This window comes from Pseudomonas sp. PIC25 (assembly GCF_002286785.1).
Classification (GTDB): Bacteria; Pseudomonadota; Gammaproteobacteria; order Pseudomonadales; family Pseudomonadaceae; genus Pseudomonas_M.
The window spans coordinates 1-26,611 of the sequence record NZ_MUJY01000182.1; the positions used below are offsets into that span (position 1 = coordinate 1).

At 65.8% G+C, this 26,611-nt stretch carries 23 protein-coding genes; 11 read left to right on the forward strand and 12 right to left on the reverse strand.

Annotated features, from left to right (window positions below; translation table 11 throughout):
* A partial coding sequence (locus tag BZL41_RS28705; RefSeq protein WP_095601609.1) for a hypothetical protein occupies positions 1–222 on the forward strand: 222 nt, incomplete at its 5' end.
* Positions 223–387: 165 nt separating this feature from the next.
* Here BZL41_RS28705 and BZL41_RS24145 read toward each other — a convergent pair.
* Complete coding sequence (locus BZL41_RS24145) at positions 388–2,163, reverse strand: PQQ-dependent methanol/ethanol family dehydrogenase (RefSeq protein WP_095601610.1); 1,776 nt, start codon at positions 2,161–2,163, stop codon at positions 388–390.
* A 280-nt stretch (positions 2,164–2,443) separates the two neighbouring features.
* Here BZL41_RS24145 and BZL41_RS24150 point away from each other — a divergent pair, with 280 nt between their 5' ends.
* Both BZL41_RS24150 and BZL41_RS24155 read left to right on the forward strand, forming a co-directional pair.
* Positions 2,444–3,676, forward strand: coding sequence for an ABC transporter substrate-binding protein (locus BZL41_RS24150; protein WP_095601611.1), 1,233 nt, complete (start codon positions 2,444–2,446; stop codon positions 3,674–3,676).
* Between the two features lie 62 nt (positions 3,677–3,738).
* Positions 3,739–4,086, forward strand: coding sequence for a YciI family protein (locus tag BZL41_RS24155; protein ID WP_095601612.1), 348 nt, complete (start codon positions 3,739–3,741; stop codon positions 4,084–4,086).
* A 9-nt stretch (positions 4,087–4,095) separates the two neighbouring features.
* Here the strand turns inward: BZL41_RS24155 and BZL41_RS24160 are convergent, their stop codons facing one another.
* From BZL41_RS24160 to pedF, 4 genes are all read right to left on the reverse strand, one after another.
* On the reverse strand, positions 4,096–5,025 hold the full coding sequence (locus BZL41_RS24160; RefSeq protein ID WP_095601613.1) for a quinoprotein relay system zinc metallohydrolase 1: 930 nt from the start codon (positions 5,023–5,025) through the stop codon (positions 4,096–4,098).
* Positions 5,026–5,157: 132 nt separating this feature from the next.
* Entirely contained in the window at positions 5,158–5,907 is a 750-nt protein-coding gene (locus BZL41_RS24165) for a quinoprotein dehydrogenase-associated SoxYZ-like carrier (RefSeq protein WP_095601614.1), read from the reverse strand.
* 62 nt (positions 5,908–5,969) lie between these two features.
* Positions 5,970–6,851 (reverse strand): ABC transporter substrate-binding protein, encoded by an 882-nt coding sequence (locus BZL41_RS24170; RefSeq protein WP_095601615.1) that lies wholly within the window; start codon positions 6,849–6,851, stop codon positions 5,970–5,972.
* 4 nt (positions 6,852–6,855) lie between these two features.
* A complete protein-coding gene (gene pedF / locus BZL41_RS24175; RefSeq protein ID WP_095601616.1) occupies positions 6,856–7,293 on the reverse strand; it encodes a cytochrome c-550 PedF in 438 nt (145 codons plus the stop codon).
* 282 nt (positions 7,294–7,575) lie between these two features.
* Here pedF and exaA point away from each other — a divergent pair, with 282 nt between their 5' ends.
* Entirely contained in the window at positions 7,576–9,447 is a 1,872-nt protein-coding gene (gene exaA, locus BZL41_RS24180) for a quinoprotein ethanol dehydrogenase (RefSeq protein ID WP_095601617.1), read from the forward strand.
* A gap of 65 nt (positions 9,448–9,512) precedes the next feature.
* Positions 9,513–10,151: a pentapeptide repeat-containing protein gene (locus BZL41_RS24185; RefSeq protein ID WP_095601618.1), complete on the forward strand. Its 639-nt coding sequence runs from the start codon at positions 9,513–9,515 to the stop codon at positions 10,149–10,151.
* Positions 10,152–10,204: 53 nt separating this feature from the next.
* Here the strand turns inward: BZL41_RS24185 and BZL41_RS24190 are convergent, their stop codons facing one another.
* Genes BZL41_RS24190 through BZL41_RS24200 form a run of 3 tightly spaced genes read right to left on the reverse strand, consistent with a single transcriptional unit; the run spans position 10,205 to position 12,569 of the window.
* Complete coding sequence (locus BZL41_RS24190; RefSeq protein ID WP_095601619.1) at positions 10,205–10,867, reverse strand: response regulator transcription factor; 663 nt, start codon at positions 10,865–10,867, stop codon at positions 10,205–10,207.
* Entirely contained in the window at positions 10,864–12,120 is a 1,257-nt protein-coding gene (locus BZL41_RS24195) for a HAMP domain-containing sensor histidine kinase (protein WP_095601620.1), read from the reverse strand. Before BZL41_RS24195 ends, BZL41_RS24190 begins: the two co-directional genes overlap by 4 nt.
* Before the next feature lie 11 nt (positions 12,121–12,131).
* Positions 12,132–12,569 carry a copper-binding protein gene (locus tag BZL41_RS24200; protein ID WP_095601621.1) on the reverse strand — a complete coding sequence of 146 codons (438 nt, stop codon included), beginning with the start codon at positions 12,567–12,569 and terminating at the stop codon, positions 12,132–12,134.
* 158 nt (positions 12,570–12,727) lie between these two features.
* Between BZL41_RS24200 and BZL41_RS24205 the strand changes: the two genes are divergently transcribed.
* The 6 genes from BZL41_RS24205 (at position 12,728) to agmR (ending at position 18,115) form a co-directional block, all read left to right on the forward strand.
* A complete protein-coding gene (locus tag BZL41_RS24205; protein WP_095601622.1) occupies positions 12,728–13,924 on the forward strand; it encodes an ABC transporter substrate-binding protein in 1,197 nt (398 codons plus the stop codon).
* Positions 13,925–13,955: 31 nt separating this feature from the next.
* Complete coding sequence (locus BZL41_RS24210; RefSeq protein WP_095601623.1) at positions 13,956–14,927, forward strand: YVTN family beta-propeller repeat protein; 972 nt, start codon at positions 13,956–13,958, stop codon at positions 14,925–14,927.
* Positions 14,924–15,643 (forward strand): ABC transporter ATP-binding protein, encoded by a 720-nt coding sequence (locus BZL41_RS24215; RefSeq protein WP_095601624.1) that lies wholly within the window; start codon positions 14,924–14,926, stop codon positions 15,641–15,643. The genes BZL41_RS24210 and BZL41_RS24215 overlap by 4 nt, the downstream gene beginning before the upstream one ends.
* Positions 15,640–16,476, forward strand: a complete 837-nt coding sequence (locus BZL41_RS24220; RefSeq protein WP_095601625.1) for an ABC transporter permease — start codon at positions 15,640–15,642, stop codon at positions 16,474–16,476. Before BZL41_RS24215 ends, BZL41_RS24220 begins: the two co-directional genes overlap by 4 nt.
* A gap of 317 nt (positions 16,477–16,793) precedes the next feature.
* Entirely contained in the window at positions 16,794–17,339 is a 546-nt protein-coding gene (locus tag BZL41_RS24225) for a PQQ-dependent catabolism-associated CXXCW motif protein (RefSeq protein WP_095601712.1), read from the forward strand.
* 110 nt (positions 17,340–17,449) lie between these two features.
* Positions 17,450–18,115: a response regulator AgmR gene (gene agmR, locus BZL41_RS24230; protein ID WP_095601626.1), complete on the forward strand. Its 666-nt coding sequence runs from the start codon at positions 17,450–17,452 to the stop codon at positions 18,113–18,115.
* A 93-nt stretch (positions 18,116–18,208) separates the two neighbouring features.
* Here agmR and nahK read toward each other — a convergent pair whose 3' ends face one another.
* The 4 genes from nahK to pqqF all read right to left on the reverse strand — a co-directional run bounded on the left by nahK (position 18,209) and on the right by pqqF (position 26,564).
* Positions 18,209–20,848 (reverse strand): hybrid sensor histidine kinase/response regulator NahK/ErcS', encoded by a 2,640-nt coding sequence (gene nahK, locus BZL41_RS24235; protein ID WP_095601627.1) that lies wholly within the window; start codon positions 20,846–20,848, stop codon positions 18,209–18,211.
* Positions 20,778–21,941 carry a nitric oxide-sensing protein NosP gene (nosP, locus tag BZL41_RS24240; protein ID WP_095601628.1) on the reverse strand — a complete coding sequence of 388 codons (1,164 nt, stop codon included), beginning with the start codon at positions 21,939–21,941 and terminating at the stop codon, positions 20,778–20,780. Before nosP ends, nahK begins: the two co-directional genes overlap by 71 nt.
* A 370-nt stretch (positions 21,942–22,311) precedes the next feature.
* Complete coding sequence (locus tag BZL41_RS24245; RefSeq protein ID WP_084335004.1) at positions 22,312–23,490, reverse strand: porin; 1,179 nt, start codon at positions 23,488–23,490, stop codon at positions 22,312–22,314.
* A gap of 539 nt (positions 23,491–24,029) precedes the next feature.
* The gene (pqqF, locus tag BZL41_RS24250) at positions 24,030–26,564 is read right to left on the reverse strand and encodes a pyrroloquinoline quinone biosynthesis protein PqqF (protein ID WP_168191065.1); all 2,535 of its coding nucleotides are present in this window, start codon (positions 26,562–26,564) and stop codon (positions 24,030–24,032) included.
* Positions 26,565–26,611: the final 47 nt, after the last annotated feature.

Consider the following 26,611-nt stretch of genomic DNA (forward strand, 5'->3'; position numbering starts at 1 on the left):
ACGACCACCCGCCCCGTGCTTTACACCAATACCCGCCTCAGCTCGGACGAGCTATTCGAAGCCGGGCAGGAACGTTTGAACGCGGCGCAGCAGTTGGCGCTGGTGCTGTATTGCAACGAGCCGCAGTTGGACAACGGCGAGGTGTTCGCGGCGTTCCGTCTGCTGCTGGGTGACGCAGCGGGGTTGTATGCGGCGGCGTTCGAACGGTTGCCGAGCGATTGAAATCTTCTACTCGGCAACAAGTAGCTCAGGTGAGTACTCACCGTAGATTGTATTCCTAACACGGCACGGGTTGAGCTCGTCTTCAAAGTCGTCAAGTACGCTCCCGCATTCGCATAAAAAGAAAAAGGCCGGCTATCCAGCCGGCCTTCTTCCACCGCGTTCAACTCACCGCTTGGCGACCATGTCCTTCGGCAGCTTGAAGGTCCAGACCATGCCGCCCTGGTTGAAGTCCTTGATGCGCTTGGCCACTTCGCCTCCCCACAGGGGGACCGCGCCGCCCCAGCCGGAGAGGACGGAGACGTACTGCTCGCCGTCCATTTCCCAGGTGATGGGCGAGCCGATCACGCCGGAACCGGTGTTGAACTCGTAGAGTTTCTTGCCGGTCTTGGCGTCGAAGGCCATCAGGAAGCCTTCCGGGTTGCCGGTGAAGACCAGGTTGCCCTTGGTGGCCAGCACTCCGCCCCACAGCGGTGCGTAGTTCTTGTAGCGCCAGACTTCCTTGCCGGTCTTCGGATCGATGGCGCGCAGGACGCCGATGTAATCCTCGTTCAGCGGGTGGATGGTGAAGCCCGCGCCGAGGTAGGCCGCGCCTTTCTTGTAGGCGACGCCTTCGTTCCAGATGTCCATGCCCCACTCGTTGGAGGGGACGTAGAACAGGCCGGTGTCCTGGCTGTAGGCCATGGGCATCCAGTTCTTGCCGCCGAGGAAGGACGGGGCGACGAACACGGACTTGGCCTGGGCGGTATCGCCCGGAGCGTGCGGACGGTTTTCCTCGTTGTAGATCGGCCGGCCGTTCTTATCCAGGCCCTTGGCCCAGGTGATCTTGTCGACGAACGGGAAACCACGGATGAACTTGCCGTTGGTGCGGTCGAGCACGTAGAAGAAGCCGTTGCGGTCGGCGGTGGCGGCGGCCTTGACGGTCTTGCCGCCTTCTTCGTAGTTGAAGGAGATCAGCTCGTTCACGCCGTCGAAGTCCCAGCCGTCGTGCGGAGTGGACTGGAAGTGCCACTTGATCGAGCCGTCGTCCGGGTTCAGCGCCAGGCGCGAGGAGGAGAACAGGTTGTCGCCGGGGCGCAGGTGCGAGTTCCACGGCGCCGGGTTGCCAGTGCCGAACAGCAGGGAATCGGTTTCCGGATCGTAGTAGCCGCCCAGCCAGGGCGCCGCGCCGCCGGTCTTCCACAGGTCGCCCGGCCAGCTCTTGCCGGCTTCGCCGCCGGAGATGCCATTCTCGACCGCCTTGCCGTTCTTGTAGACGTAGCCCATGTGGCCTTCCACGGTCGGGCGGGTCCAGAGCAGTTCGCCGTTCTTCGGATCGTAGGCCTCGATCTTGCCGACCACGCCGAATTCGCCGCCGGACACGCCGGTAATCAGCTTGCCCTTCACCACCAGCGGGGCGGCGGTGATGGAGTAGCCAGCCTTGTAGTCGGCGACGGTTTTCTTCCAGACCACCTTGCCGGTGTCCTTGTTCAGGGCGACCAGCTTGGCGTCCAGGGTGCCGAAGATCACCAGGTCGCCGTAGAGGGCGACACCGCGGTTGATCACGTCGCAGCAGGGCATGATGCCGTCGGGCAGGCGGGCGTCGTACTGCCAGAGTTCCTTGCCGGTGCGCGCGTCCACGGCGAACACGCGGGAGTAGGAGGCAGTGAGGTACATCACACCGTCCTTCACCATCGGCTGGGCCTGCTGGCCGCGTTGTTTCTCACCGCCGAAGGAGAAGCCCCAGACCGGCCGCAGTTGGGTCACGTTGTTGGCGTTCAAGGTGTCCAGGGTGCTGTAGCGCTGCCCTTGCAGGCCCAGGCCGTTGGTCACGACCTGATCGGGGGTTTTGGCGTCGTTGAGGATTTCCTCGTCGGTGACGGCCATGGCCGACAGGCTGGACATCGCCATGGCGGCGCACAGTGCCGTCAGGGCGAAGGGCTTGCGAAGACCGGTGTGCTTCATTGCGGCTACCTCTGCGGGTTCATTGTTATTGGCCGGGAAGTTTTCCCGGTCTGTCGGAAATTCTTGGTTCGGCCCGCCCGGCCAACAATTGAACGCAGTACGGATTTTTCTCATCACTTGGTAGCAATACCTCGCTGCAAGGCCCGCCCCTCGGGCGCTTGAGCAGGATGCCGAAAGCACGACGGCGACTTAAGTCGCAGGTCTTTGCGCGCAAAAGAGCATATCCAGGCCCGGCGCCGCGGCTTAAAAGAACCGCATCGACTGGCGAAGGAGACCTGCCATGCACCGACTCATTTTCCTGATGGTCCTGTTGTTCGGCCTGGCCGCGCAGGCGGCGGAGCCGATCCGGATCGGCCTCAACTTCCCCCGCACCGGCCCGTACAAGGCCGAGGGTGTGGAACTCAAGCGCGGCGCCCTGCTGGCCATCGAGGCCATCAACCGCGAGGGCGGCGTGCTCGGCCGGCCGCTGGAGCTGCTCAGCCTGAATTCCGCCTCCCGCGAGGAGACCGCCGAACGCAACGTGGACAAGTTCGCCCAGTTGGGCGCACGGATGGTCTTCGGCGGCGCCACCAGCGAAGAGGCGATCGCCGCCGGCAAGCGCGCCCATGCCCTGGGCATGCTCTATTTCGCCACCCTCAGCTACGCCAACGAGGTCACCGGGCGCGAAGGCCACCGCTACCTGTTCCGCGAATCGAACAGCGCCTGGATGAGCGCCCAGGTGCTTGGCGAATACCTGTCCTGGCACATGCCGAGGCGGCGCTACCACTACATCGTCCGGGACGACGCCTGGGGCCGCAGCATGGAGAGTGCCCTGCGCGCCGCCACCGGCAGCCAGGACCGCGCCCGCCATGGCTATACGCGCATCCCCTCGCACAACGCGCGTCGCGAGGATTACGTCAAGGCGATACAGCGCGCCGCCGAGAGCGAGGCCGATGTGCTGGTGGTCATGCTGCTGGGCGAAGACCTGCTGCACAGCATCCGCCTGGCGCGCAACCTCGGCCTCGGCTCGCGCATGCAAATCATCGTGCCGAACCTGAGCAAGAGCATCGTCCAGCAGGCCGGGCCGCGTGTGATGGAGGGTGTGATCGGCACCGAGGCCTGGACCTGGCGCGTGCCGGAACTGGAAAAGAGCAGCGAGGGGCAGCGCTTCGTCGAGGCGTTCGTCAAGGCCCACCAGGAATACCCCGGCAGCGCCGCCGCCTCGGCCTACGACATCGTCCGTCAGTGGGCCGATGCGGTGCGCCGCAGCGGCAGCCTGGACAGCGAGGCGCTGATCGCGGCCCTGGAGAACCATCGCTATCAATTGCTCAAGGACGGCCAGGAGTGGCGGGCCTTCGACCATCAGAACGTGCAGAGCATCTATGCGGTGAAGGTGAAGGCACGCGACGAGGTGATGCGCGATCCGTACAAGCAGGACTACTTCAGCATCATCCACCGCATGACCGGCGAACAGGCCGCGCCCACTTTGGAAGACTGGCAACAGGAGCGTGGCGATATGCTCAGTCTGCAGTGAGTCGCCTATAGTGGGGAGCGCGGTGTCCGGACGGCACCGCCTCGATTACAAGGAGACGCGCCATGAAATACCTCTGCCTCGTCTACAGCGACGAAAAACTGCTGCACACCCTGCCGGAAAGCCCCCGCGACGAAGAATGCCTGGCCTATGCCCAGTCGGTGCAGGCCAGCGGCCGGATGATCGCCGCCGAAGCCCTGCAACCGGTCGACACCGCCACCACGGTGCGGGTGCGCAACGGCAAGGCGAGTTACTTCGACGGCCCGTTCGCCGAAACCAAGGAGCAGCTCGCCGGCTTCTACCTGGTGGAAGCGGACGACCGCGAACAGGCCCTGGAGATTGCCGCGAAGATCCCGGCGGCGCGGGTTGGCTGCGTGGAAGTGCGGCCGGTGCGGGAGCTGGAGGTCGGCTGAGGCCGCCCGTCAGCGATCCACTCGCCGCAGCCGCTCGGCGGCATAGCGCGGGTACAGGTGGCTGACGCTGCGGATCAGTTCGTAGCGGGTCAAGCTGACCCCGGCGAAACGCTCGGGGATCGGCACCTGCATCAACTCGTTCATGTCGGCGCCCTTCTGCGCCCCCTGGCGCATCACGCCGTCGAGCCAGCCCAGGTAGTCGCGCATCTGGGCGAAGGGTGCGTCGTTGCGCGCCACCGGCCCGTGACCGGGGACGATCAGGGTCCAGGGCAGTTGCTCGAGGACCTTCAGGTCGTCGAGCCAGACATCCAGGCCGGGGCTGTTCGGCGTGGTCAGGGCACGCTGGTAGAACACCAGGTCGCCGGCGAACAGCACGCCGGTGGTCTCGTCGAGGATCGCCAGGTCGGCGCCGGTGTGGCCACCCAGACCGAGCAGATGCAGCCGATGTCCGCCGACCTCCAGAACGCCGGGCTCGACCGTTTCGCCGGGCAGCACCACCTCGGTGCCGCGCATCCAGTCGCCGACCAGGCGGTACATGTTGTCGGCCATGGCGTTGCCCTGCTGGCGCAACAGTTCGGCGGTGCCAGCCAGGGCCTGGATCGGCACGTCGGTGAACGCCTGGTTGCCCAGCACATGGTCCGGATGGTGATGGGTCAGCAGCACACGCTCGACCGGCTTGTCGGTGACCTTGGCGATGGCTTGGCGCAGGGCCTCGCCGTAGCGCCGCGAGGGACCGGTGTCGATCACTACCACGCCGGCCCCGGTGACGATGAAGCCGATGTTGACGATGTTGCCGCCGTTGGCCTGGGCGAAGTTGTCCGTGCTGCCCTCCAGCAGCCAGGTGTCCTCGGCGATCTGCCGGGGCTCCAGGCGGTACTCGAGTTCCGCCCATGCCGGCAGGGTGAAACAGAGCAGCAAGGTAAGGATCAGCGGGCGCATGGTGCTATCCCTGCAATGACATGACGAAGGGCAGGCTGACCGCCGCTACGAGACCCAGCACAGGGACCAGCAACGGGATGAAGCGGGACAGGTTCATGGCGTCTCCTTCTGATCTGGAGCTTCTTGGGCTTTCTAGAAATCGGCTTCGAACTCGTTACCGCTGTTGTCGCGCAACCACAGCCGCGTCGGCTCGTCGCCGCGTACTTCGAAGGTCAGCGAGGGGTTCTCGGACACCGCCGGGAACAGCTCGAGCCGGCCCAGCACGCTGCCGTCTGCCGAACGCAGCTCGGCCTGGTCGAGGTAGAACTCGGGAATGCCGCCAACTAGGCCGTTGTCCATCGGATGGGAGACTTCCAGGCGCAACCGGTCGAATTCGCCGCGCGGGAAACGCCCGCCCAGCACCTGGCCGAGGCGATCCTCCCAACCCTCCTGGGCGCGCACCACACTGGGTGCGGTACAGCCGCCGCCGGCGGCATCGACCCGCGCCGAAGCGACATGCCAGACTCCGTCGCGGGTCAGCACCGCGGCACGGATCGGCGTGGCCTGCTCGACACGGATGCGGATCGCCAGCAACGGGCGCAGGCGTGGCCCGGGATGGAAGGTAAAAATGTGCGGGATGGGGTTCAGCTCGGCCCAGGCCATGATCTTCACCACCTCGCCGTCGAGGGCGCTGGCGTCGATGTGGATCGGCACCTGCCGCGCATCTTCGGCGAACGGCGGCACTTCCAGGCGCACCCGCTGATCGAAGACCACGGGCGCCCCATCCAGCAGACGGCGGTGGTAGAAGTCCCACATGGCCGACTGCAACGGGTCCTTGCCCTCGGCGGGCAGGTGTCCCGACAGGCCTAGCAGGGCCAGCAGCAGCAGGCTACGCATATCCATCGCCGACTCCCCTCAGAGTGGGTGACGCGCCCTCGACTCGGGTTGGGACATTCCACCCCGACTCACTGAACGTCCTGATAAAGACCCGGCAGCTCGTAACGCAGCCCTTCGGCCTCGTAGAGTTTCTTGACCTTGCCGTCGAGGATCAGCCCTTCGAGCACCTCCTCCACCGCGTAGGCCAACTGGCGGTTGCTTTCGTGTACCGCCATGCCGATGTCCCATACCTGCCGGCCCATGTCCGGGTAGGCGTTTTCCGCCGCCTTCAGCTTCGCGTCGCCGGAATGGCTGAGCAGCCAGTCCAGCTCGCCGCGCAGGCCCATCACCGCATCCACCTTGGCCGCGCGCATGGCGGCGAAGGCTTCGGTAGGGGTACGGAAATGCTGGGTATGGCCGCTGAGCCGGCCGCCCATCACGGACGACAGATAGAACGAGGGCACGCTCTCCAGCTCCACCCCGATAGGGTGGTACTGGAACACCGCGATGCTCGGCACGTCCTTCAGCCGGCGGGTGTCGTAGACCACCTGCCAGCACTCGCGCTGGTAGGGGCCGAACATGGCTACCCGCTCGTTGATCAGCTCGCCCAGTTCGTTGCGCTTGAAGGTGAAGTCTCGGTCGTAGGGCACGCGCATCATCAGGTCCGCGTGCTCGTTCGGGCGCAGGTAGTGGCCCTTCCAGATGTAGTTGCGCAGGTCGTCGTCGAGCTTTTCGCCGGGCTCCATCCAGAGCAGCTCCAGCTTCAGCCCAAGGCCCTCGGCAAGCGCCCCGGCCACGGCGACGTCGACTCCGCGCGGCTGACCGTCCTGCTTGTAGCTGTAAGGGGGGAAGTCCTGGTACACCGCGACCTTGAGTACGCCCGAGGCGACGATGTCGTCATACGGGCGAATCTGTGCCAGGGCCTGCTGCCCGGCGAGCAGCAGGCTGAACAGCAGGACGAACAGGCGCATGGGCCTACTCCGAGACGGCGACGCTTTCCAGGTAGGTACGGATCGCCCAGAGCGCTTCCTGGCTCAGGTAATCGGCCATCCGCGGCATGTACACGGCGCCGTCGCGCACCGCACCGTTGATCACCCGCTCCTTGAACCACTCGTCGCCTTCGAGGCCGGCTTCGAGATAACGCAGGTCAGGGGCGATGCCGCCGGAGATGGCTTCCAGGCCATGGCAACGGGCGCAGTTCTGGTTGTAGGCGGAAGTACCGATCTCGACGGCCTTGGCGTGCTTCTCGTAGGGTTCGCGGTAAGGGTTCTCGTCGCGCCACTCGGTGCCCAGTTGCTCCAGGTCGGAAGTGTTGACCGCCTGCGGGGTGACGTCGCCATGACCCATCACCAACCCGGAAGCGCTCAGAATCCCTGCGCCGATCAGTGCACGCCATGCGATGTTCTTGTTCATAACTTCACCCTCTTCGTAATGCTGTGCAAGGCCAGGCGCCCCGGCGGAGCGCGTTGAATCGAATCTTAGGAAGGGCGGCGTTATCCCAGTATCCTGCTTTGGTTTTCAGCGACTACTCCCTTGGTAGTAGGGCGTACGACCAAGGCCAAGGGATGAGCCATCCGGGAATCTTTCCCGCTCTTCGCGGGAGCTTTTCCGTATCGGCTCGAGGAGGCGGCGAGCAGTATCGATTCGCCGGACGCCACCGGGCGCCCGGCCGAATCGACATGGGGAACCGCACACATGACAACAAGACAGTACCCTCGCCGCCCGCATCCGCTCGCCGGCCTCATCCATGGCCTGGCGCTCGCCGGCGGTCTCGCCGCCGCACCGTTCGCCAGCGCCAAGCCGGTCGCCTGGGAGGACATCGCCAACGACCACGCGACGCCGCAGGACGTCCTGCAATACGGCCTGGGCACCCACGCCCAGCGTTACAGCCCACTCGACCAGGTGAACGCCAACAACGTGTTCAAGCTGACGCCGGCCTGGTCCTTTTCCTTCGGCGACGAGAAGCAGCGCGGCCAGGAATCCCAGGCCCTGGTCCACGACGGCGTCATCTACGTCACCGGCTCCTACTCGCGGGTATTCGCCCTCGACGCGCGTACCGGCAAGCGCCTGTGGAGCTATGCCCACCGCCTGCCCTCGGACATCCGCCCCTGCTGCGACGTGGTCAACCGCGGCGCCGCCATCTATGGCAACAAGATCTATTTCGGCACCCTCGACGCGCGCATCGTCGCCCTCGACAAGGACACCGGCAAAGTGGTGTGGAACAAGAAGTTCGCCGACCATGCGGCCGGCTACACCATGACCGGCGCACCGACCATCGTGAAGGACGGCAAGACCGGCAAGGTGCTGCTGATCCATGGCAGCTCCGGCGACGAGTTCGGCGTGGTCGGCCAGTTGTTCGCCCGCGACCCGGAAACCGGCGAGGAGATCTGGATGCGGCCGTTCGTCGAAGGTCATATGGGCCGTCTGAACGGCAAGGACAGTACACCCACCGGCGACATCAAGGCGCCGTCCTGGCCGGACGATCCCAACTCGCCCACCGGCAAGGCGGAAGCCTGGAGCCATGGCGGCGGCGCCCCGTGGCAGAGCGCCAGCTTCGATGCCGAAACCAACACCCTCGTCGTCGGCGCCGGCAACCCTGCGCCCTGGAACGGCTGGGCACGCACCGCCAAGGACGGCAAGCCGGCCGACTACGACAGCCTCTACACCTCCGGCCAAGTCGGCGTCGATGCCAGCACCGGCGAAGTGAAATGGTTCTACCAGCACACCCCCAACGATGCTTGGGACTTCTCCGGCAACAACGAGCTGGTGCTGTTCGACTACAAGGACAAGAACGGCAAGACCCTCAAGGCCACCGCCCACGCCGACCGCAACGGCTTTTTCTACGTGGTGGACCGCAGCAACGGCAAACTGGTCAACGCCTTCCCCTTCGTCGACAACATCACCTGGGCCAGCCATATCGACCTGGAAACCGGCCGCCCGGTGGAAATCGAAGGCCAGCGCCCGCCGAAACCCGAACCCGGCGAGAAGCACGGCAAGGCGGTGGAGGTCTCGCCGCCCTTCCTCGGCGGCAAGAACTGGAACCCCATGGCCTACAGCCAGGACACCGGGCTGTTCTACGTGCCGGCCAACCACTGGAAGGAGGACTACTGGACCGAGGAGGTCACCTACAAGAAAGGCGCCGCCTACCTCGGCCAAGGCTTCCGCATCAAGCGCATGTACGACGATCACGTCGGCATCCTGCGGGCGATGAACCCGGCCACCGGCAAGGTCGCCTGGGAACACAAGGAGCGCCTGCCGCTCTGGGCCGGCGTGCTGGCGACCAAGGGCAACCTGGTGTTCACCGGCACCGGCGACGGCTACTTCAAGGCCTTCGACGCGAAAACCGGCAAGGAGCTATGGAAGTTCCAGACCGGCAGCGGAATCATCTCACCGCCGATCACCTGGGAGCAGGACGGCGAGCAGTACCTCGGCGTGACCGTCGGCTACGGCGGCGCCGTGCCCCTGTGGGGCGGCGACATGGCCGAGCTGACCAAGCCGGTGGCCCAGGGCGGCTCGTTCTGGGTATTCAAGCTGCCGAGCTGGGACAAGGCCAGCGCCAGCCGCTGATCGCCACGCCGCGCCTCTGTTCCGCCGGGGGCGCGGCCCTTGCCGTTATCCACAGGAATCCCGCCATGCTTCGCCTACTGCTAGTTGCCCTGCTGATGGGCGGCAACGCTTTCGCCGACGACGAGATGCCGGTCATCGGCGGCTGCCGCCTGGAAGCGGAAAGCCATTGCCCGGGCGCCGATTTGCGTAACGCCGATCTCAGCCACCTCGACCTGCGCAGGATCGACCTCTCCGGTGCCGACCTGCGCGGTGCCGACCTTCGCCACAGTCGCCTCGACTTGGCCAATCTGGAAAAGGCCAACCTGCAGGGCGCCAATCTCAACCGCGCCAGCCTCCAGCAGACCAACCTGCGCCTGGCCGATCTGCGCGGCGCCAGTCTGATGGCCATCCGGGGCTGGGGCCTGTTCGCCCAGGCCAGCCACTTTGACCGCGCCGACCTCACCGGCGCCGATCTCGAATCCGCACGCCTGAGCGGCGCCACGTTTCACGATGCCCGGCTGGTGGCCGCCAGTCTCGAAATGACCTGGTTAAGCAAGGCCGACCTGAAAGGTGCGAACCTCACCGACGCCAACCTGCAGGAAGCCAAGCTCAACGACACCAACCTGGAAAACGCCATCCTCACTGGTGCCCGCCGGCACTACGCGACGTTCCAGAACACCAACATGGAAGGCTGCACGGCGTGTCCGGTCGATTGGGAGAAGTGAGGGAGCCCTTTGCAGGTCTGACACCGCACAGGGGAGCCGGGTTTGGCGCCTCCTCACGACGCCGGGCGCATCTCCCGTTCCCCCAGGCGCAGCACGCCGGTATCGATCGCCAGGTGCACCAGCTCCGCATGGGAGCTGACCTGAAGCTTGCTCTTGAGCAGGGTCAGGTAGTTGGAGACAGTCTTGGCGCTGATGCACAGCTTCTCGGCGATCTGCCGGGCCGGCAGGCCCTTGGCGAGCATCACGAAGATTTCGAATTCGCGCTGGGTGATGCCGCGCAGGCGCGGGTCGCTGTCTTCGCCCTGGGTGGCGTGACAGGCGAGCTGCGTGGCCAAGGGCTGTTCGATGTAGGGATAGCCGGCGAGGATGCGCCGCACCGCCTCCACCAGCACGTCCGGCGGCGAGTTCTTGGTGATGTAGCCCGCTGCGCCACTGTCCAGGGCTTGGCGTACCAACGGCAGTTCGTCGTGCATGCTGAAGAACAGCACGCGCAATTGCGGCAGGCGCTGGTGCAGCCGGCGGGTGGTCTCCAGTCCACTGATGCCGGGCAGCCCGATGTCCATGATCACCAGGCTGGGAATGTCCGCCTGGGTCTGCCGCAGCGCTTCCTCGCCGCTGCCCGCTTCGCTCACCTGAACGTGCGGAAGCAGGGTACGGAGCAGGCTCGCGTAGCCCTGCCGGACCACGGCATGGTCGTCTACCAGGAGAATTTTCATCGGCTCGCCTCCAGCATCGGGATGTCCAGTCGGATCGCCCAGCCACGACCGGGGCGGCTGAGCACCTTCAATTCGCCGCCCAGGCAGCGGGCGCGCTCGATCATCGAGCGCAGGCCGATCCCGGCCCGCACCGGCCCGGCGGCACCGCGACCGTCGTCGCGCACCCACAGGCGCAAGTGCCCCGCCCCCGGTTGCAGGCGGATGAAAACGCGTCCGGCCCGGGCGTGCCGGGCGACATTGGTCAGCGCCTCCTGCAACAGGCGGTAGAGATGCGCCCTCGACGCCAGCGGCAGTTCGGGAAGATGGCGGCTCAGGCGCATCCGGCAATCGATGCCCTGGGTCGCCTGCCACTGCTCGCCGAGCTGGCGGATCGCCGCGTCCAGGCTCAGGTGTTCGAGCATCACCGGATACAACTCGCGGGTCAGGGCACGAAACCCTTCCTGCAACAGGCCGCAGTTGCGCTCCAGGCCGATCAACGCATTGCGCTGGGCCTGGGGCTGGCCGCTCAGGGCATTAGCCAGGCAGGCCTGGGCGCGAATCCCGGCGACGTACTGGCCGAGGTCGTCGTGGAGGGCCTGCGCCAGATGGGTCCGCTCGCGCTCCTGCAAGGCCAGCAGGGCCTGGGTCAGCTCGCTGTTATCGGCGCGGGCCTGTTGCAGGGCGCCGGCCATACGGTTGAAGTGATCGGCCAACAGGCGCGTTTCCGGCTGGCCATGGCCAGCCAGGCGCACCTCCAGCCGGCCCCGGGACACCTGCTCCAGAGCGCCGAGCAGCTCGGCCAGCACCCGCAATCCGCGGCGCACCGCCCAGCGGATCGCCAGTAGGCTGACCACCAGGGCCAGGGCGAATAACGCCAGCAACTGGACCAGCGAATCGCGCACCTCATCGACTTCGTCGCGCGGCTCCACGCTCACCCATAGCCGCCGTCCATCGGCCAGCGCCAGGGTCTCGCCACTCATCGATCCACCGTACAGCCAGGCCGTCAACCAGTCTGGCTCGGGCGTTTGCGGTATCGCATCGGAGGCATTCAGCCAGTGGGCCCGGACATGCCGCAGCCCCTCGGTGAGATCGGGCTGCAGCGCGGCGGCGTCGCGCAGAGCCAGCACGCGCAGTTGCGCCACCACTGCCTGGGCGGCATCGAGCTCGCGCTGCACGTCGTGACGCGCTTGGCGCAGCAGCACGATCAGGCACACCAGCGCCACCGCCGCGAAGAACAGCGTCACCCAGAGACCGATGCGGCCAAGCGTGGACATGGCGCAGCCGATCAGCGGACCACGAAGCGTCCGGACATGCCCTTGGCTTCCAATCCCTTGCAGTAGAACGGGAAGCTGCCCGGCTTGATCGGCACGAAGAAGATTTCCGCCTGTCCGGCGTCTTCGAACTCCAGTTCGGTGAGAGTCATCGCCTTGATCTCCACCCCACCGGCCTCGACCTTGCGCAGGAAGATCGACACCGCGAATTCCGGTGCCTGGAAGGCGCATTCCTTCTGCCCATTGGAGATGACCTTGAGCTGGTAGGCCTTGCCGGTCTCCAGCGAATACTCGTTCTGCGACATGAAGTAATCGCTGTCGTCCGAGCCCAGCACCAGGTCCGGCAGCGGCTGGGTGCGGCGGGTCAGGTCGCCGGCGGCGTGGACCTTGTCGAAACCGATCAGGCTGGCGATGAGTAGCAGCGGCAGGAGCAACGCTTTGAACAGTTGCATGGCGGGTCCCTTTTCTTGTTATGGATGCACGGGACCATCCTAGGGGCGCAACGTCCCGGACAACCTACTACCTTGGTACCGGCCAACTGGTACTTTCTTCATATTTCCCGCCACCTCCGGGCTTCCCTATGCTGGCAGCAACCCTGGAGGAATTGCCCATGCGCCTGCTCGCGATCCACGGCCTGGCCTACCTGCTCGCCATCGCCAGCGCCGCCCTGCTCGCCACCCACAGCCAGGCTGCGGAAAGCGAGTTGCAGGTACGCATCGGCTACCTGGCCTACCGCCCCGATCCCGGCCCGCTGCTGTCCAACGTCATCCCCGAGCCCGGCGATGCCGGCCTGCGCGGCGCCGAGCTGGCGATCACCGACAGCAACAGCACCGGCCGCTTCCTCAAGCACCACTATGCTCTCCAGGTGGCGGACAGCCCCAGCCCCGAGGCTCTGCTGGATGAGGCGCGCCGGCTGCATGCCGACGGCTTGCGCCTGTTCGTGGTGAATGCCCCGGCCGACAGCCTGCGCCAGCTCGCCGCCGCGCTGCCGGACAGCCTGCTGTTCAACGCCGGCAGCGCCGACGACGGCCTGCGCCTCGACGCCTGCCCGGCCAACGTGCTGCATACCCTGCCCAGCCGCGCCATGCTGGCCGACGCCCTGGCCCAGTTCCTCGCCGTGCGCAAGTGGAACCGCTGGCTGCTGATCGTCGGCACCACCGCCGACGACAAGGCCTATGCCGACGCCCTGCGCCGCGCAACCAAGCGCTTCGGCCACAAAATCGTCGCGGAAAAGCCCTGGACCTTCGATAACGACCAGCGCCGCAGCGCCCAGGCCGAGATGCCGCTGTTCACCCAGACCGCCGAGTACGACGTGGTGCTGGTGGCCGACGAGCGGGGCGACTTCGGCGAATATGTGCCCTACCAGACCTGGTACCCGCGCCCGGTGGCCGGCACCCAGGGGCTGACCCCGACCGGCTGGCACAAGACCGTGGAAACCTACGGTGCCGCCCAGTTGCAGAAGCGCTTCGAGGAACAGGCCGGGCGCTGGATGAACGACCGCGACTTCGCCGCCTGGATCGCCGTGCGCAGCATCGCCACCGCCGTGACCCGCCTGCGCGACAGCGCACCGGCGGCGATCCGCAGCCTGGCCCTCTCCGCCGACCTGCCGATCGACGGCTTCAAGGGGCGCAAGCTCAGCTACCGCGCCTGGGACGGCCAGCTCCGCCAGCCGATTCCGCTGGTCCACCCACGGGCGCTGGTCTCCACCTCGCCGCAGGATGGCTTCCTCCACCCCAGCAGCGAGCTGGACACCCTGGGCCTCGACGCCCCGGAAAGCCGCTGTCGGTTGAGCGACGCGAGCCTGTGACGCCGCCCCCATAACGACAAGAGAAAACGCCATGCCCACTGCCCTGCCGACCCGCCTCCTCGCCACCGCCCTGCTGGTCGCCGCCGGCCCGGCCCTGGCCGCCACCGCCTACGTGTCCAACGAGAAGGACAACACCCTCAGCGTCATCGACCTGGAGCGCATGGAAGTCACCGGCGCCCTGGAGGTCGGCATGCGCCCGCGCGGCCTGGCGCTGTCCCACGACAACAAGCTGCTCTACATCTGCGCCAGCGATTCCGACCGCGTGCAGGTGCTCGACCTGGCCAGCGGCAAGATCGTCAAGGAACTGCCCTCCGGCGCCGACCCGGAACAGTTCGCCCTGCACCCCAACAACAAGTGGCTGTACATCTCCAACGAGGACGATGCACTGGTCACCGTGGTGGACGTGGACAGCGAAGAGGTGCTGGCACAGATCGACGTCGGCGTCGAGCCGGAAGGCATGGCCGTCAGCCCGGACGGCAAGTGGGCGGTGAACACCAGCGAAACCACCAACATGCTGCATTGGATCGATACCACCACCCATCGGTTGGTGGACAACACCCTGATCGACCAGCGCCCGCGGCATGTCGAATTCAGCAAGGACGGCACTCTGCTCTGGGCCTCGGCGGAGATCGGCGGCACCGTCAGCGTGGTCGACGTGGCGAGCCGGCAGGTGCTGAAGAAACTGAACTTCCAGATCAAGGGCATCCACCCGGACAAGGTGCAGCCGGTGGGCATCAAGCTGACCTCGGACGGCAAGTACGCCTTCGTCGCCCTCGGCCCGGCCAACCACGTGGCGGTGGTGGATGCGAAGACCTACGAGGTGCTCGACTACCTACTGGTGGGCCGGCGCGTGTGGCACATGGCGTTCTCCCCGGACGAGCGCCTGCTGTTGACCACCAACGGCGTCAGCGGGGATGTCTCGGTGATCGATGTGGAGAAGCTCAAGGTGACCAAGTCGATCAAGGTGGGCCGCTATCCCTGGGGCGTGGTGGTGAAGCCATGAGCGCCCTGGAGCTGCATGGCGTCGGCTTTCGCTATGCCACCCGGCCGGTACTGGAGGACGTTTCCTTCAGCGTCCCGCCCGGCCATTTCACCGCCCTGCTCGGCCCCAACGGCGCTGGCAAGTCCACCCTGATCGCCCTGCTCACCCGCCTCTACGACCTGCAAGAAGGCGACGTCAGCGTCTATGGCTGTTCCCTGCGCCAGCAGCCGCGCCTGGCGCTGCGCCAGCTCGGCGTGGTGTTCCAGCAGAGCACCCTCGACCTCGATCTCAGCGTCGAGCAGAACCTGCGCTACCACGCCGCCCTGCATGGCATGCCGCGGCGGCTGGCGGCGGCGCGGATCGACGAGGAGCTGGCCCGGCAGTCCCTGACCGAACGCCGCCGCGACAAGGTGCGCCTGCTCAACGGCGGCCACCGTCGCCGTGTGGAGATCGCCCGCGCGCTGCTGCACAAGCCGCGCCTGCTGCTGCTCGACGAGGCCAGCGTCGGCCTCGACCCGGCCAGCCGCCTGGCACTCAACCGGCACGTCCGCCAACTGTGCCGCGACGAAGGGCTGAGCGTGCTCTGGACCACCCACCTGCTGGACGAGGTACAGGCCGACGACGACCTGCTGATTCTCGACCGGGGCCGCCTGGTGGCCCAAGGCCGCGCCGCCGACCTGGGCGGCGACGACCTGGCCGCCACCTTCGAACGCCTGACCCGGCGGGAGGCAGCATGAGCACTCCGGAATCCGCGTTCACTGCCGCATCCCGCCTGGGCCCTGGCGCCTACTGGGAATGCCTGCGCGGCATCGTGATCCGCGAGTGGCTGCGCTTCGTCCAGCAGCGCTCGCGCTTTCTCAGCGCCCTGGTCCGCCCGCTGCTCTGGCTGCTGGTGTTCGCCGCCGGTTTCCGCGCCGCCCTGGGCATCGCCATCATCGAGCCCTACGACACCTACATCACCTACGAGACCTACATCGTCCCCGGCCTGGCCTGCATGATCCTGCTGTTCAACGGTATGCAGGGCTCGCTGTCGATGGTCTACGACCGCGAGATGGGCAGTATGCGCGTGCTGCTCACCAGCCCGCTGCCGCGTGGCTTCCTGCTCTGCGGCAAGCTGCTGGCGACGGCGCTGATCTCGCTGCTGCAGGTTTACGCCTTCCTCGCCATCGCGTGGCTCTACGGGGTGCAGCCGCCCGTCGCCGGCCTGCTTGCGGCCCTGCCGGCGCTGCTGCTGGTGGCGCTGCTGCTCAGCGCCCTGGGGCTGCTGCTGTCCAACGGCATCCGCCAACTGGAGAACTTCGCCGGGGTGATGAATTTCGTCATCTTTCCGCTGTTCTTCCTGTCGTCGGCGCTCTACCCGCTGTGGAAAATGCGCGAGGCCAGCGAGTGGCTGTACTGGATCTGCGCGCTCAACCCCTTCAGCCATGCGGTGGAACTGGTGCGCTTCGCCCTCTACGAACGCCTCAACGGCCTGGCCCTGGCGGTATGCCTGGGCCTGACCCTGGTGTTCACCGTCCTCGCCGTGCTCAGCTTCAACCCCCAGCACGCCGCCCTGCGCCGCGCCGCCTGAGGGCACGCAGCCCCGCACTCCCGGATTGCGCCAAGGCTTATCCAGGGCTACAGGCATGACATCCCACTGTGTGGGGGCCTTGTGGGAGCGAATTCATTCGCGATGGGATGACGGCCATGCCTGGTCAATCGAATGAACTCGCTCCCACAGAGATGGCCGGGCGGAGAGGTGGATGAATAGGCCCGCTCCCGCCGTTACGTGAACCACCTCCCACGCCGATCTACTACTTTGGTACCTGTTTTCCCCTCCATCGTAGGATTCCCAAAGCATTGCCACTTCTTTGTAATGACTGCATCGAAAGGCTCGGGTCAGCCATGATGTCGAAGATGCTCGCTACGCTGTTGGCGCTTCTGGGGTTCGCCTCCCTGGCCATGGCGGCCACGCCGGAGCCGTCGCTGTTTTCAGCCGACGGCTACCGTATCGACCGCTACCGCAGCCCGACTCCGGCCCAGGCCGATGGTGCCGTCACCCTCGATACCCCTGCCCTGCAAGCGCTGCTGGAGCGCCAGCCGAAGCCGCTGCTGGTGGACGTCTACCGCCTGCCCTGGCTGCACGGCCGCTTCGTCGAGGACGAGCCGCACCGCAACATCCCCGGCAGCCTGTGGCTGCCGAACACCGGCGACGGCGTGCTGGAACCCTCCTGGCAGAACTACCTGAACCGCCACCTGGCAGCCGCGACCGCAGGCGACAAGCGCCGCGCCATCGTTTTTTATTGCCGATCCGACTGCTGGTTGTCCTGGAACAGCATCCGGCGCGCTCGCGCGCTGGGCTACGAATCGCTCTACTGGTACCGTGACGGTATCGACGCCTGGCAGCAGGCCGGCCTGCCGCTGCAAGCCGCCGAGCCGGCACCGTACCCGTAAGAGGAGCCTGGAGAGACAAGAGCCGAAGGAACGGAACGGGGCCTGCCACCCCGAACGATGAGTTGCTTGATTTGCCAAACTTATAACGACAAGAACCGAGGTGAACGGCCGTGTACAAGATTCTGATAGCCGACGACCATCCGCTGTTTCGTGAAGCCATCCATAACGTCATCAGCGACGGCTTCCCCGGCAGCGAAATAATGGAAACCGCTGACCTCGACAGCGCCCTGGCCCTGACCGAGGAACACGACGATCTCGATCTCATCCTGCTCGACCTGAACATGCCCGGCATGCATGGCCTCAACGGCCTGATCAACCTGCGCAACGAGGCGCCCACCATTCCGGTGGTGATCGTCTCCGCCGAGCAGGACAAGCAGATCGTGCTGCAAGCCATCACCTACGGCGCGGTGGGCTTCATCACCAAATCCTCGCCGCGTGCACAGATGACCGAGGCCATCGAGCAGATCCTCAACGGCAACGTCTACCTGCCGTCGGACATCATCCGCACCCAGAAGAACTCGCCTCGCCGCAGCCACCACGAGGAAAGCAGTATCCCGCCGGAACTGCTGCAGGCGCTGACCCGCAAGCAACTCCTGGTGCTGGAGCGGATGACCAAGGGCGAGTCGAACAAGCAGATCGCCTACAACCTGGACATCGCCGAAACCACGGTGAAGGCCCACGTCTCGGCGATCCTGCGCAAGCTCAACGTGCACAACCGGGTGCAGGCGATCCTCTCCGCCGGCGACATCGACTTCGCCGCCTACCTGCGCCGCTGAATCTGCTCTCGGAGAAGGGCGAGCCAGCTTTTCGCGGTGTTTTTTTGGCCCTCTCCCCCGCCCCTCTCCCTTGAGAGGGGCGCAGACGGCTTCTCAGCCGTGCTTCTCCAACAGGTGACTCATCGCCGTCTTCAATTTCATCGGCCGCACCGGCTTGTGCATCAGGGTGTGGCCCAGCTCGCGCATCTGCTGCTTCAGTTCGTTGCTGTAGTTGGCGGTGATCATCAGCGCCGGTAGCGGCGCTGCGCGGCGGGCATTGATCGAGGCGACCACGTCGACACCGTTGAGGTCGTTGTCCAGGTGGTAGTCGGCGATCAACAGGTCGGCCTCGTCATGGAAGTTGTCCACCTGCCGCGCCAAGTCCTCCTCGGACAATGCGGTCACCACCTGGCAGCCCCAGCCCTCCAGCAACGTGCGCATGCCGGAGCAGATTGCTGCATCGTTATCCACCACCCAGACCCGCGCCCCGCGCAGGCGCTCCACCAGCAATTCGGGCGTGTCCGGCGCCTGACGTACCCGTGCCGCACGCTTGGCCAACGGCACCTCGATGGCGAACATCGAACCCTTGCCCGGTTGCGAGGCGACGCGGATGCGGTGGCCGAGCATGCGGGCAATCTTCTCGACGATGGCCAGCCCGAGGCCGAGGCCGCGATCCTGGTTGGGCCGCGCGCCCTCGCCGCGCTTGAACTCCTGGAATATCTCGCCGAGCTTGTCCGCGGGGATGCCGATGCCGGTGTCCCAGACCTCGATGGACAGGCTCTGGCGCACGCGCCGGCAGCCGAGCAGGATGCGTCCCTGGCGGGTGTAGCGGATGGCGTTGGTCAGCAAGTTACGCAGGATTCGCGCGAGCAACTGGGTATCGCTGCGCACCAGTGCCGAGCTGGGGATGAAGTCCAGTCGAAGCCCTTCGCTGGCGGCGAGCTGGCGGAACTCGGCGGCGAGGTTGTCGAGCAGTTCGCTGACCGCGAAGGAAGCGATGTCCGGCTTGATCACCCCGGCGTCCAGCTTGGAGATGTCCACCAGGGTGCCGAGCAGGTTTTCCACATCTTCCAGGGAGTTGCTGACGTTGCGGATCAGCCCGGCACTGGCGGTCGGCTCGCGCTGTTCCAGCAGGGCGCTGGTGAACAGCCGCGCGGCGTTCAGGGGTTGCAGCAGGTCATGGCTGACCGCGGCGAGGAACTTGGTCTTCGACAGGTTGGCCTGCTCCGCCTCGCGCTTGGCCTCGCGCAGGCGCGATTCCATCTGGGCGCGCTCGTCGATCTCGCGGCGCAACTGGTCGTTGACCGTGGTCAGCTCGGCGGTGCGCTCGCGTACCCGTTGCTCCAGGTTCTGGTAGGCCTGGTGCAGTGCCTCGGCGGTGCGGCGGCGCTCGGTGATGTCGCGGATCAGCACGAAGATGCCCACCACCTCGCCGTTGGCCAGGCGGTTCGGTACGTAGGAGCGCAGCATGTAGCGTTCCTGGCCAGTGAGGTTGGTCTCAGCCACCTCGAAGGTGATGCTCTCCCCAGACAGCGCCCGCTCGATGTAGGGCTCCAGGCGCCGGCAGTGCTCTTCGCTGTGCACTTCGCGCAGGCTCTGGCCGAGCATGGCGCCGCGCGGCCAGCGGTACCACTCCTCGTAGACCTTGTTGGTGAATTCGTAGACCAGGTCGGCGGACAGGTAGGCGATCAGCGCCGGCACGTGGTCGGTAATCAGGCGAATCCAGCGCTCGCTCTCGCGCAGCGCCTCGGCGTGGCGGTAGCGCTCGGTGATGTCGGTGAAGGTGTTGACGAAGCCGCCGGTGGGCAACGCGTGGGTGCGGATTTCCAGCATGCGGCCGTCGAACAGGCGCTGCTCCACCTCGCGGATCGGCCGACCGTTGGCATCGCGGCTGTCCGGGGTGAGCAGTTGCAGTTCGCTTTCCGCCATCACCTCGGCGAACGGCCGGTGCGCACCGATCGGCGCCAGCCCGCAGAGTTCGAGGAAGCGGCGGTTCCACAGCTCCAGCGCGCCGTCGATGCCGACCATGGCCACGCCCTGGGACAGGTTGTCCACCGCCCGTTGCAGCAGGTGCGACTTCTGCGCCAGGGCCTGCTCGCGGCGGGCGGTTTCGCTGATCTTCACTTCGGTGATGTCGGTGTAGAGGATCACCAGCCCGCCCTCGCGGGTCGGCCGTTCGCTGACCTGCACCCAACGCCCGTCGTGCAGGCGGTAGATCAGGTGCTCGTCGTCGCCGTTGCTGCGGTGCTCCTCGACGATCAGCCCGGTGCTCTCGGCCAACCGCTTGATCTCCGACAAACGGGTGCCGGCGCCGATGCGTGCGCGGGTGCGCGCCCAGAATGATTTGAAGCGGCTGTTAAAGAGGACGATGCGCTGCTCCTTGTCGAACAGCACGAAGGCGTCGGAGATGCTCTCGATGGCATCGATCAGGTGCTGGTGGGCGGTCTCGGCGCGCAGGCGGGCGTCGCTGAGCAACTGGTTGCTGGCCTTCAGCTCGGCCATCGCCTGGTTCAGCGCATCGGTGCGCTCGCGCACCTGCTCGGCCAGCACTACCGAGTGCTGGAAGGCGGCGTAGCTGTCGTCGCCGCGCGAGGCGCTGGATTCGACCCGTTCGATCAGCGCGGCGTTAATCCGGCGCAGCTTGCGGTTGTCGCTTTCCAGCGCGGCCAGCCGCGCTTCCAGGTCAACGACATACGCTTCCACCGGGTCGTCCGATGACGACGCCGGTGAAGGTCTGGTTGATATGCATGCCATTGAACTGTTCTCCGTAGGTGTTGAAACCGATCACCCGTTGGCGTCGAAGAAACTCCGCGGTCCGCTCCACGCTACCGTCGGCTTCCACTTCCAGGCGACGCAGGAAACAGTCGCAGCCGATGGTCAGCAACGGCGGACCAAGGCGGCTTTCCAGGCGCTCGAACTGCGCCTGCAGGTTGGGCAACAGCGGCCCGGGAGTCATGGCGGTGAGGACAATGCCGTTCTCCACCGCGCAATAAAAAGTCAGACTGAGGTCATCGTTGACCCGCTGCACGGAGCGCACGTAGTACTGCTCGTTGATCCGCACCGCCAGCGGGTGGGCGGCGAACAGGCGCAGGTCCAAGTCTTCCACCGCCACGCCGATCTGCTGGGCGTACTCCAGCGCCGCCGGTTCGGCGTTCAACTCGTAGACCCGCCGCGTCGCGCTGTCGGCGCGGGTCACCACCAGCTTCTCCGCGCGCGGCAGGATGTGGTGGGTGGAAAACACCTCGAATTCCAGCCAGGTGTTGACCAGCACCACCACCGCCGCCCCGGCATGGAAGCGCCCGCCGTAGTACACGTGAGTGTGGGTCAGGTGGTTATCGTCGCCGGCCGAGCCGCCGAAATGCGGGATGCTGCCGAACGCGGCACTGAGCGCGGCGAGCACCACCTCCTCACGGCTGGAGAGGCCATCGAGCAGGGTCAGGGCGAAGCTGTGGCCCTTGATCGGCGCCAGAGAATTGCCCCGGCAATCGTTGACCAGACGCTCCACCAATTGCTGCGCATCGAGCAGGCTGAAGCGCTCCATCTCGTCGATCAGCGCGCTGGCGATGGAAAAGCTGCGGTGATCGAACCCCACCGCACTGACGCAGCCCCGGCCGTAGCCCAGCGGCGTGATCTCCCCGGCGGTGGTACAACCGATCACGTTGATGCCGCCGAAATACTGCTCCAGGGCATCGCCCAGGGCTTCCAGATCGTATTCGGCGGAGCAGAAGAACAGCACGAAACCGAGGTGTGGGTGGATCAACTGGCGCGCCAGATCCTGGGCGACCACCTCGGCTTCCCGTGCGCTGGACATCGCGGTGACGACGCCGTCTGCCAGACCTTCTTGCATGTTCGCCCCGCCTATAACCCCACTGATTACAGGTTGATTCTACGGAGGGGTTTTGGAGGGCCGTATCCTACTTGGGTAGTGGCGGGGGGCATCCCAAGGTAGGGGGTGGTGATTGGCGAGAGCTGGTGGCGAACAGCGGCCAAGGCGCTTTCGTGCCTGGCTGAAGCCTTGGTTTAGCCCAGTTTGCAATGTGTGGGCTGAACGTCTCCCCATGGTTCGTGGCTTTTTCGGGGGAAATCGTCCTTGATACCGGTCTGGCAAGTTTGTGTGAGCGTTGGTTGGTGCGCTGGCTGACTTCGGCTTTAGCACCCGCTTTTAAAAAAAGAGCGGGCCCAACTCTCACCGGGCCCGCCCCACCCTTGCGCAATCGTTACCAGGACAACACGGCCCCCACCGCGAAGGTATCGGTGTCCTCGTTCAGCCCACTTCCCTCCGCCGCATCGATCTCGAACTGGTTGTATTCGGCCACCAGCTTGAGGTTGTCGTTCACGTCGTGGAAGAAGGCGATACCACGAGTCTCGTAGTCGGCGGCGACGCCCAGGCCGTTGCCGTCGTCCTTGGTCTTGCCGTAGGACAACGCCACGCGGTTCTTGCCAAAGCGGTAGGAGCCCTGCAGCAGGTAGCCGTCGCTGTCCACCTCGCGCAGCGTGGCTTCGCCGGCGTTGTTGGTGAAGAACGGGTTGATGCCCTTGGCCTGGAAGCCCGAGGCGGTCAGGGACACCGCGCCCATCTTGGCCTGCACGCCGTAGCCGAGGCCCTTGGAGGTGACTTCATCGACGGTGGAGTCGGTGTTGTCGGAAGTCTGGTAGCCGCCGTTGATCCAGGAATAAATCTGCGCACCGGCCAGGTCGAACTGGTAGGTGATTTCGGATTCGAAACGCGGGTTTTCCTGGTAGGCCTTGCCGGTGGCGCTGTCGTCGTTGGTGTCCACCGGGTCCATGATGCCGACCGCGATGCGCAGGCCATCCATCACCGGAGAGCGGTAGGTGATCTGCGAGGTCGGGAACGGATAGGGGTAGCCGCTACCGATGTTGCCGAAGGACACGCCGCCGCCGTCCACCAGGCCGAGGGTGTCGCTGACCTGGCCGTAGCCGGCGAGCAGTTCGTCGAGGAGGATGTTGGAGCGGGCGAACAGGCCGAAGTCCTTACCTACCAGCACTTCGCCCCAGTCGCTGGCGACGGTGCCGTAGAACTGACGGACGTCGATGGCGGTGTCGGTGCCGTTCTGCTCGCTGTCGTTGATGGTGACCCAGAAGGACGACCGGCCGCCCAGCTTCAGATCGCCGACCTGCTTGCCCATGTTGAAACCGATCCAGTTCGGCAGGAAGCCCATCTTCACCCGCGACTGGCGACGGTCGAACTGCTCGCCATCACGGTCCACGTCGCTGTTCACGTAGAACGCATTGATGTAGCCATCGGTGGAGAAGGTGGTGTCGTTCTGATCGTACAGGACGATTTCCGCCATGGCCGGTTGCGCAATGGTCAGCGCCACGGCGCTCGCCAGGGCGAGGGGTAGGAATCCGCTGCGCGCGATGTTGTTCTTGTTCATTTCGCTCTCCGCTGAGTAGGACGACTGCCATGCCAGTCGTGACGGGAGCGATTATCGAAAGGGGTCGGGTGGTGCCATACGCTGCCATGGAGGCAACCGGCTAGTACTTTGGCCGGGGCTCGGATCGCAACGCGCCGAGCATTAATCCCACTGCCCGGGAGGAGCAAGGCTTAGGTCGTAAAGTCTTCACGGCAGGCTCTGGATAGCCTGTCCGGTTATAGCGTCGGGGCGAAGGAAGGGGCCACGACCGGAAACAGCCGCGGTAAGAAATAAGACCTAAGTAGGCTTGAGGGAGAGTGCGGGCGGAAATGCGCCCCAGCATTTTGTAGGAGCGAGCTCTGCTCGCGAATGAAGCCACGCCAAAGCTTCGCCAGCAGAGCTGGCTCTTACGAAAAGCGGTTCAGCGTAGTACATAACTTGTGGGAGCGGATTCATCCGCGAAGAGTCGGATTGATTATCGCGAATGAATTCGCTCCCACAGAAGCGGCCGCCCTGGCTTGTCCTGCAGGGGCGAATTCATTCGCCCTCCTTCGGTTGACTCACTGCCAGCGACTATCCACCGGCGCGGCATTGGCCAATACGCGCCAACCGCCCTGGGCCTCGCGCAAGGCCTGATAATGAGCGAGCAAGGTGCTGCGGTCGAGCGTTCGTAGCGCCCTGCACAGGTGCTCCAGGTGATCGACGGAAGTCTTCCCCAAATGGGCCTGCCAATGCCAATCCGCTGCAGCACGCAGACTGGGGAAACGACTCAGGCGATCGGCCAGATCGACGCTCATTTCCCGCAGGGCCGTTACTTCCAGGGCGGCGAGCACCGCTGCCTGGTCGTCGAGAAAGGTTTCGATATGGGACAGGATTTGCTCCGCCGTCGCGTCCGGCGACTGCACTGCGAACAGCAATCCCCGTAGCCGCCCCACCGAACGAAACCCGGAAAAGATCGCGTAGCCCAGTTGCAACTCGCTGCGCAGGCGCCGGTAGAACGCCGGCTCGAGGCAGCGTCCAAGCAGACGCCAGGCCGCTTCGGTCTCCGCGCGGGCATCCGGCAATGGGCAGAACAGCAATAGCCCGCACTCCCCTGCCGGAATCGCCGCATCGCGCCAACGGTAGCGCACCTCCGGGGCTAGCGCTTGCGCAGCCGCCCGCGACGGCTCGCCGGGAACCTGCGAAAGCACCTGCTCCAGACGCTGCCGGTCCGCGCCTGCGTAGCCCAGGGCCAACCCGCCCCAGCGAGCCGTCCGCCAGCAGCGAGCCAGAGCGGCCTGCCAGTTGCCCGCGTCGATGGCGTCCGTCTCGGTGGGCGTTTCGAAGGCGTCGGCCAGCTCGTTCAATAACCGGCGGATCAGCAGTTCGCCGGCTGCACGACGACGCTCGGTGTCGCGTCGCTGAATCCCCCGTGCCCAGGCATCGGCGGACGGCGCCGACAGGCATTTCAATGCAGCATCGAGGACCGTCGGCTGCGGTGACGCCAGCCCGTACAAGCTCAGCACCCAATCGTCGCCCTGCCCGTCGAAGCGCACCTCCACCGCTGCCTGCCGTGCAGCCCGGACGACAGGTTGCAGCGCCGCAGCCAGGGCGTGGTGCAGCTCATCGTCTGCCGGTTGCTCTGGAAAACGCCAGCGCAGAAATACGGCAGCCTGCCCGGGAAACGGTGGATTGCACTCCTTCCAGAGGAAGGCCTCGGGAATGGCCATCTGCGGGCCGGAGGATGCCCCGGGCAGGGAGAGGAATGGATTGGCTGGGGGCAGACGCCAGGGTCCGCATTGCTCCTGAACATTAGGCAGCAAGGGTGCCTGCACCGTCTTGACCGGGAATCCCCGTCCTGCGGGCATGCTTGATACAGCGGCAACGGTCAGCAGTTCTACCCGCTGCCGGCGACACAGTTGCATCAGGATCGCTCGCAGGGCCAGCAGCCCCGATTCCGACACCCCTCCGCCCTCGACATCACCATCGCGCGGCCCCAGCCGCTCGGCCCAGGCGCGTGCGCGTGCCAATGGCGGCGACACCCGCTCGCGCATCGCCACGCTGCGGTCGTAATCGCGGCGCAGGTCGTGCCAATCGGCGGCGGCGAAGAAATCCAGCCAATCGAAGAAGGCCGGGACACAGGCCCCCGCGTTAGCCGCACCCGCCTCGCCCACTGTGAACTCGACAGCTACCACGGCTTGACCGGCGTAACGATAGGGCACACGCAGGTGCAGGCTGTCACAACCCGCCCGGGCACGCAGCCATTCGGACAGGCCGCCGGCCTCTTCGCCGGCCAGGCACTCGCCGAGAAAATCCAACGCCTCGCCAGCCGTGTCGGGGAGATCGTCGAGCAGGCCATACAGGCTCAGACGGCCCGGCTGTGCTTCGACACGCAGGCCCGTGGAGGTCGGCAGGCGCAAGGCGGGCGGCGCCGATTGCGGAACATAGGCACCGGCCGGTAGACGTCCGCCATGTCGCTCCGCCAACTCACGCAACTGTTCGAGCGGTTGCGGACTGGCCAGCACCAGCAGCATCTGCCCGGCTTGGTAGAAGCGTTGGTGAAAGCCCGCCAAGGCGTTCTGGAAGGCGGATTGCTCCACCGGCAACGTGCCACGATGCCCCGCATGGAAACCGAGGAAGGGATGGTCGGCGGGCTGCATCACCTGGGCCAGGGCGGCATCGCAGAGGGTATCCGTATCGCGACTGCGTGCCTGGAACTCAGCCTCCAGTACCTCCCGCTCGCGCAACTGCGCCTCCAGCGCCAACCGGGGATGGGCGAGCATGTCACAGAGGCGCGCCAGACCGCCGTCCAGGTCCGCCACCGGCACTTCAAAAAAGTAATAGCTGTCGCGTTCGCGGGTGCTGGCGTTGACCTGCCCGGCGCAGCGCTGGACATAGGCCATCAGCCCTTGATCGGCGGGAAAGGCCACGCTGTCGAGGAACAGCAGATGTTCGAGGAAATGCGCCAGTCCCGGATATTCGACGGGCGCGTCATGTCCACCAGCCGCCACCCGCACCACCGCCGCTGCCTGGACCAGCGCGGGGTCGTGCAGCAAGGCCACGCGCAGCCCGTTGGGCAGCGTGAGTTGGACAGGCGGGTCGGTCTTGGCGGTCATGGGTCGTTCGCTGTCGGTTGTCGGAGGTAGCATCCAGAGGGGCTGTC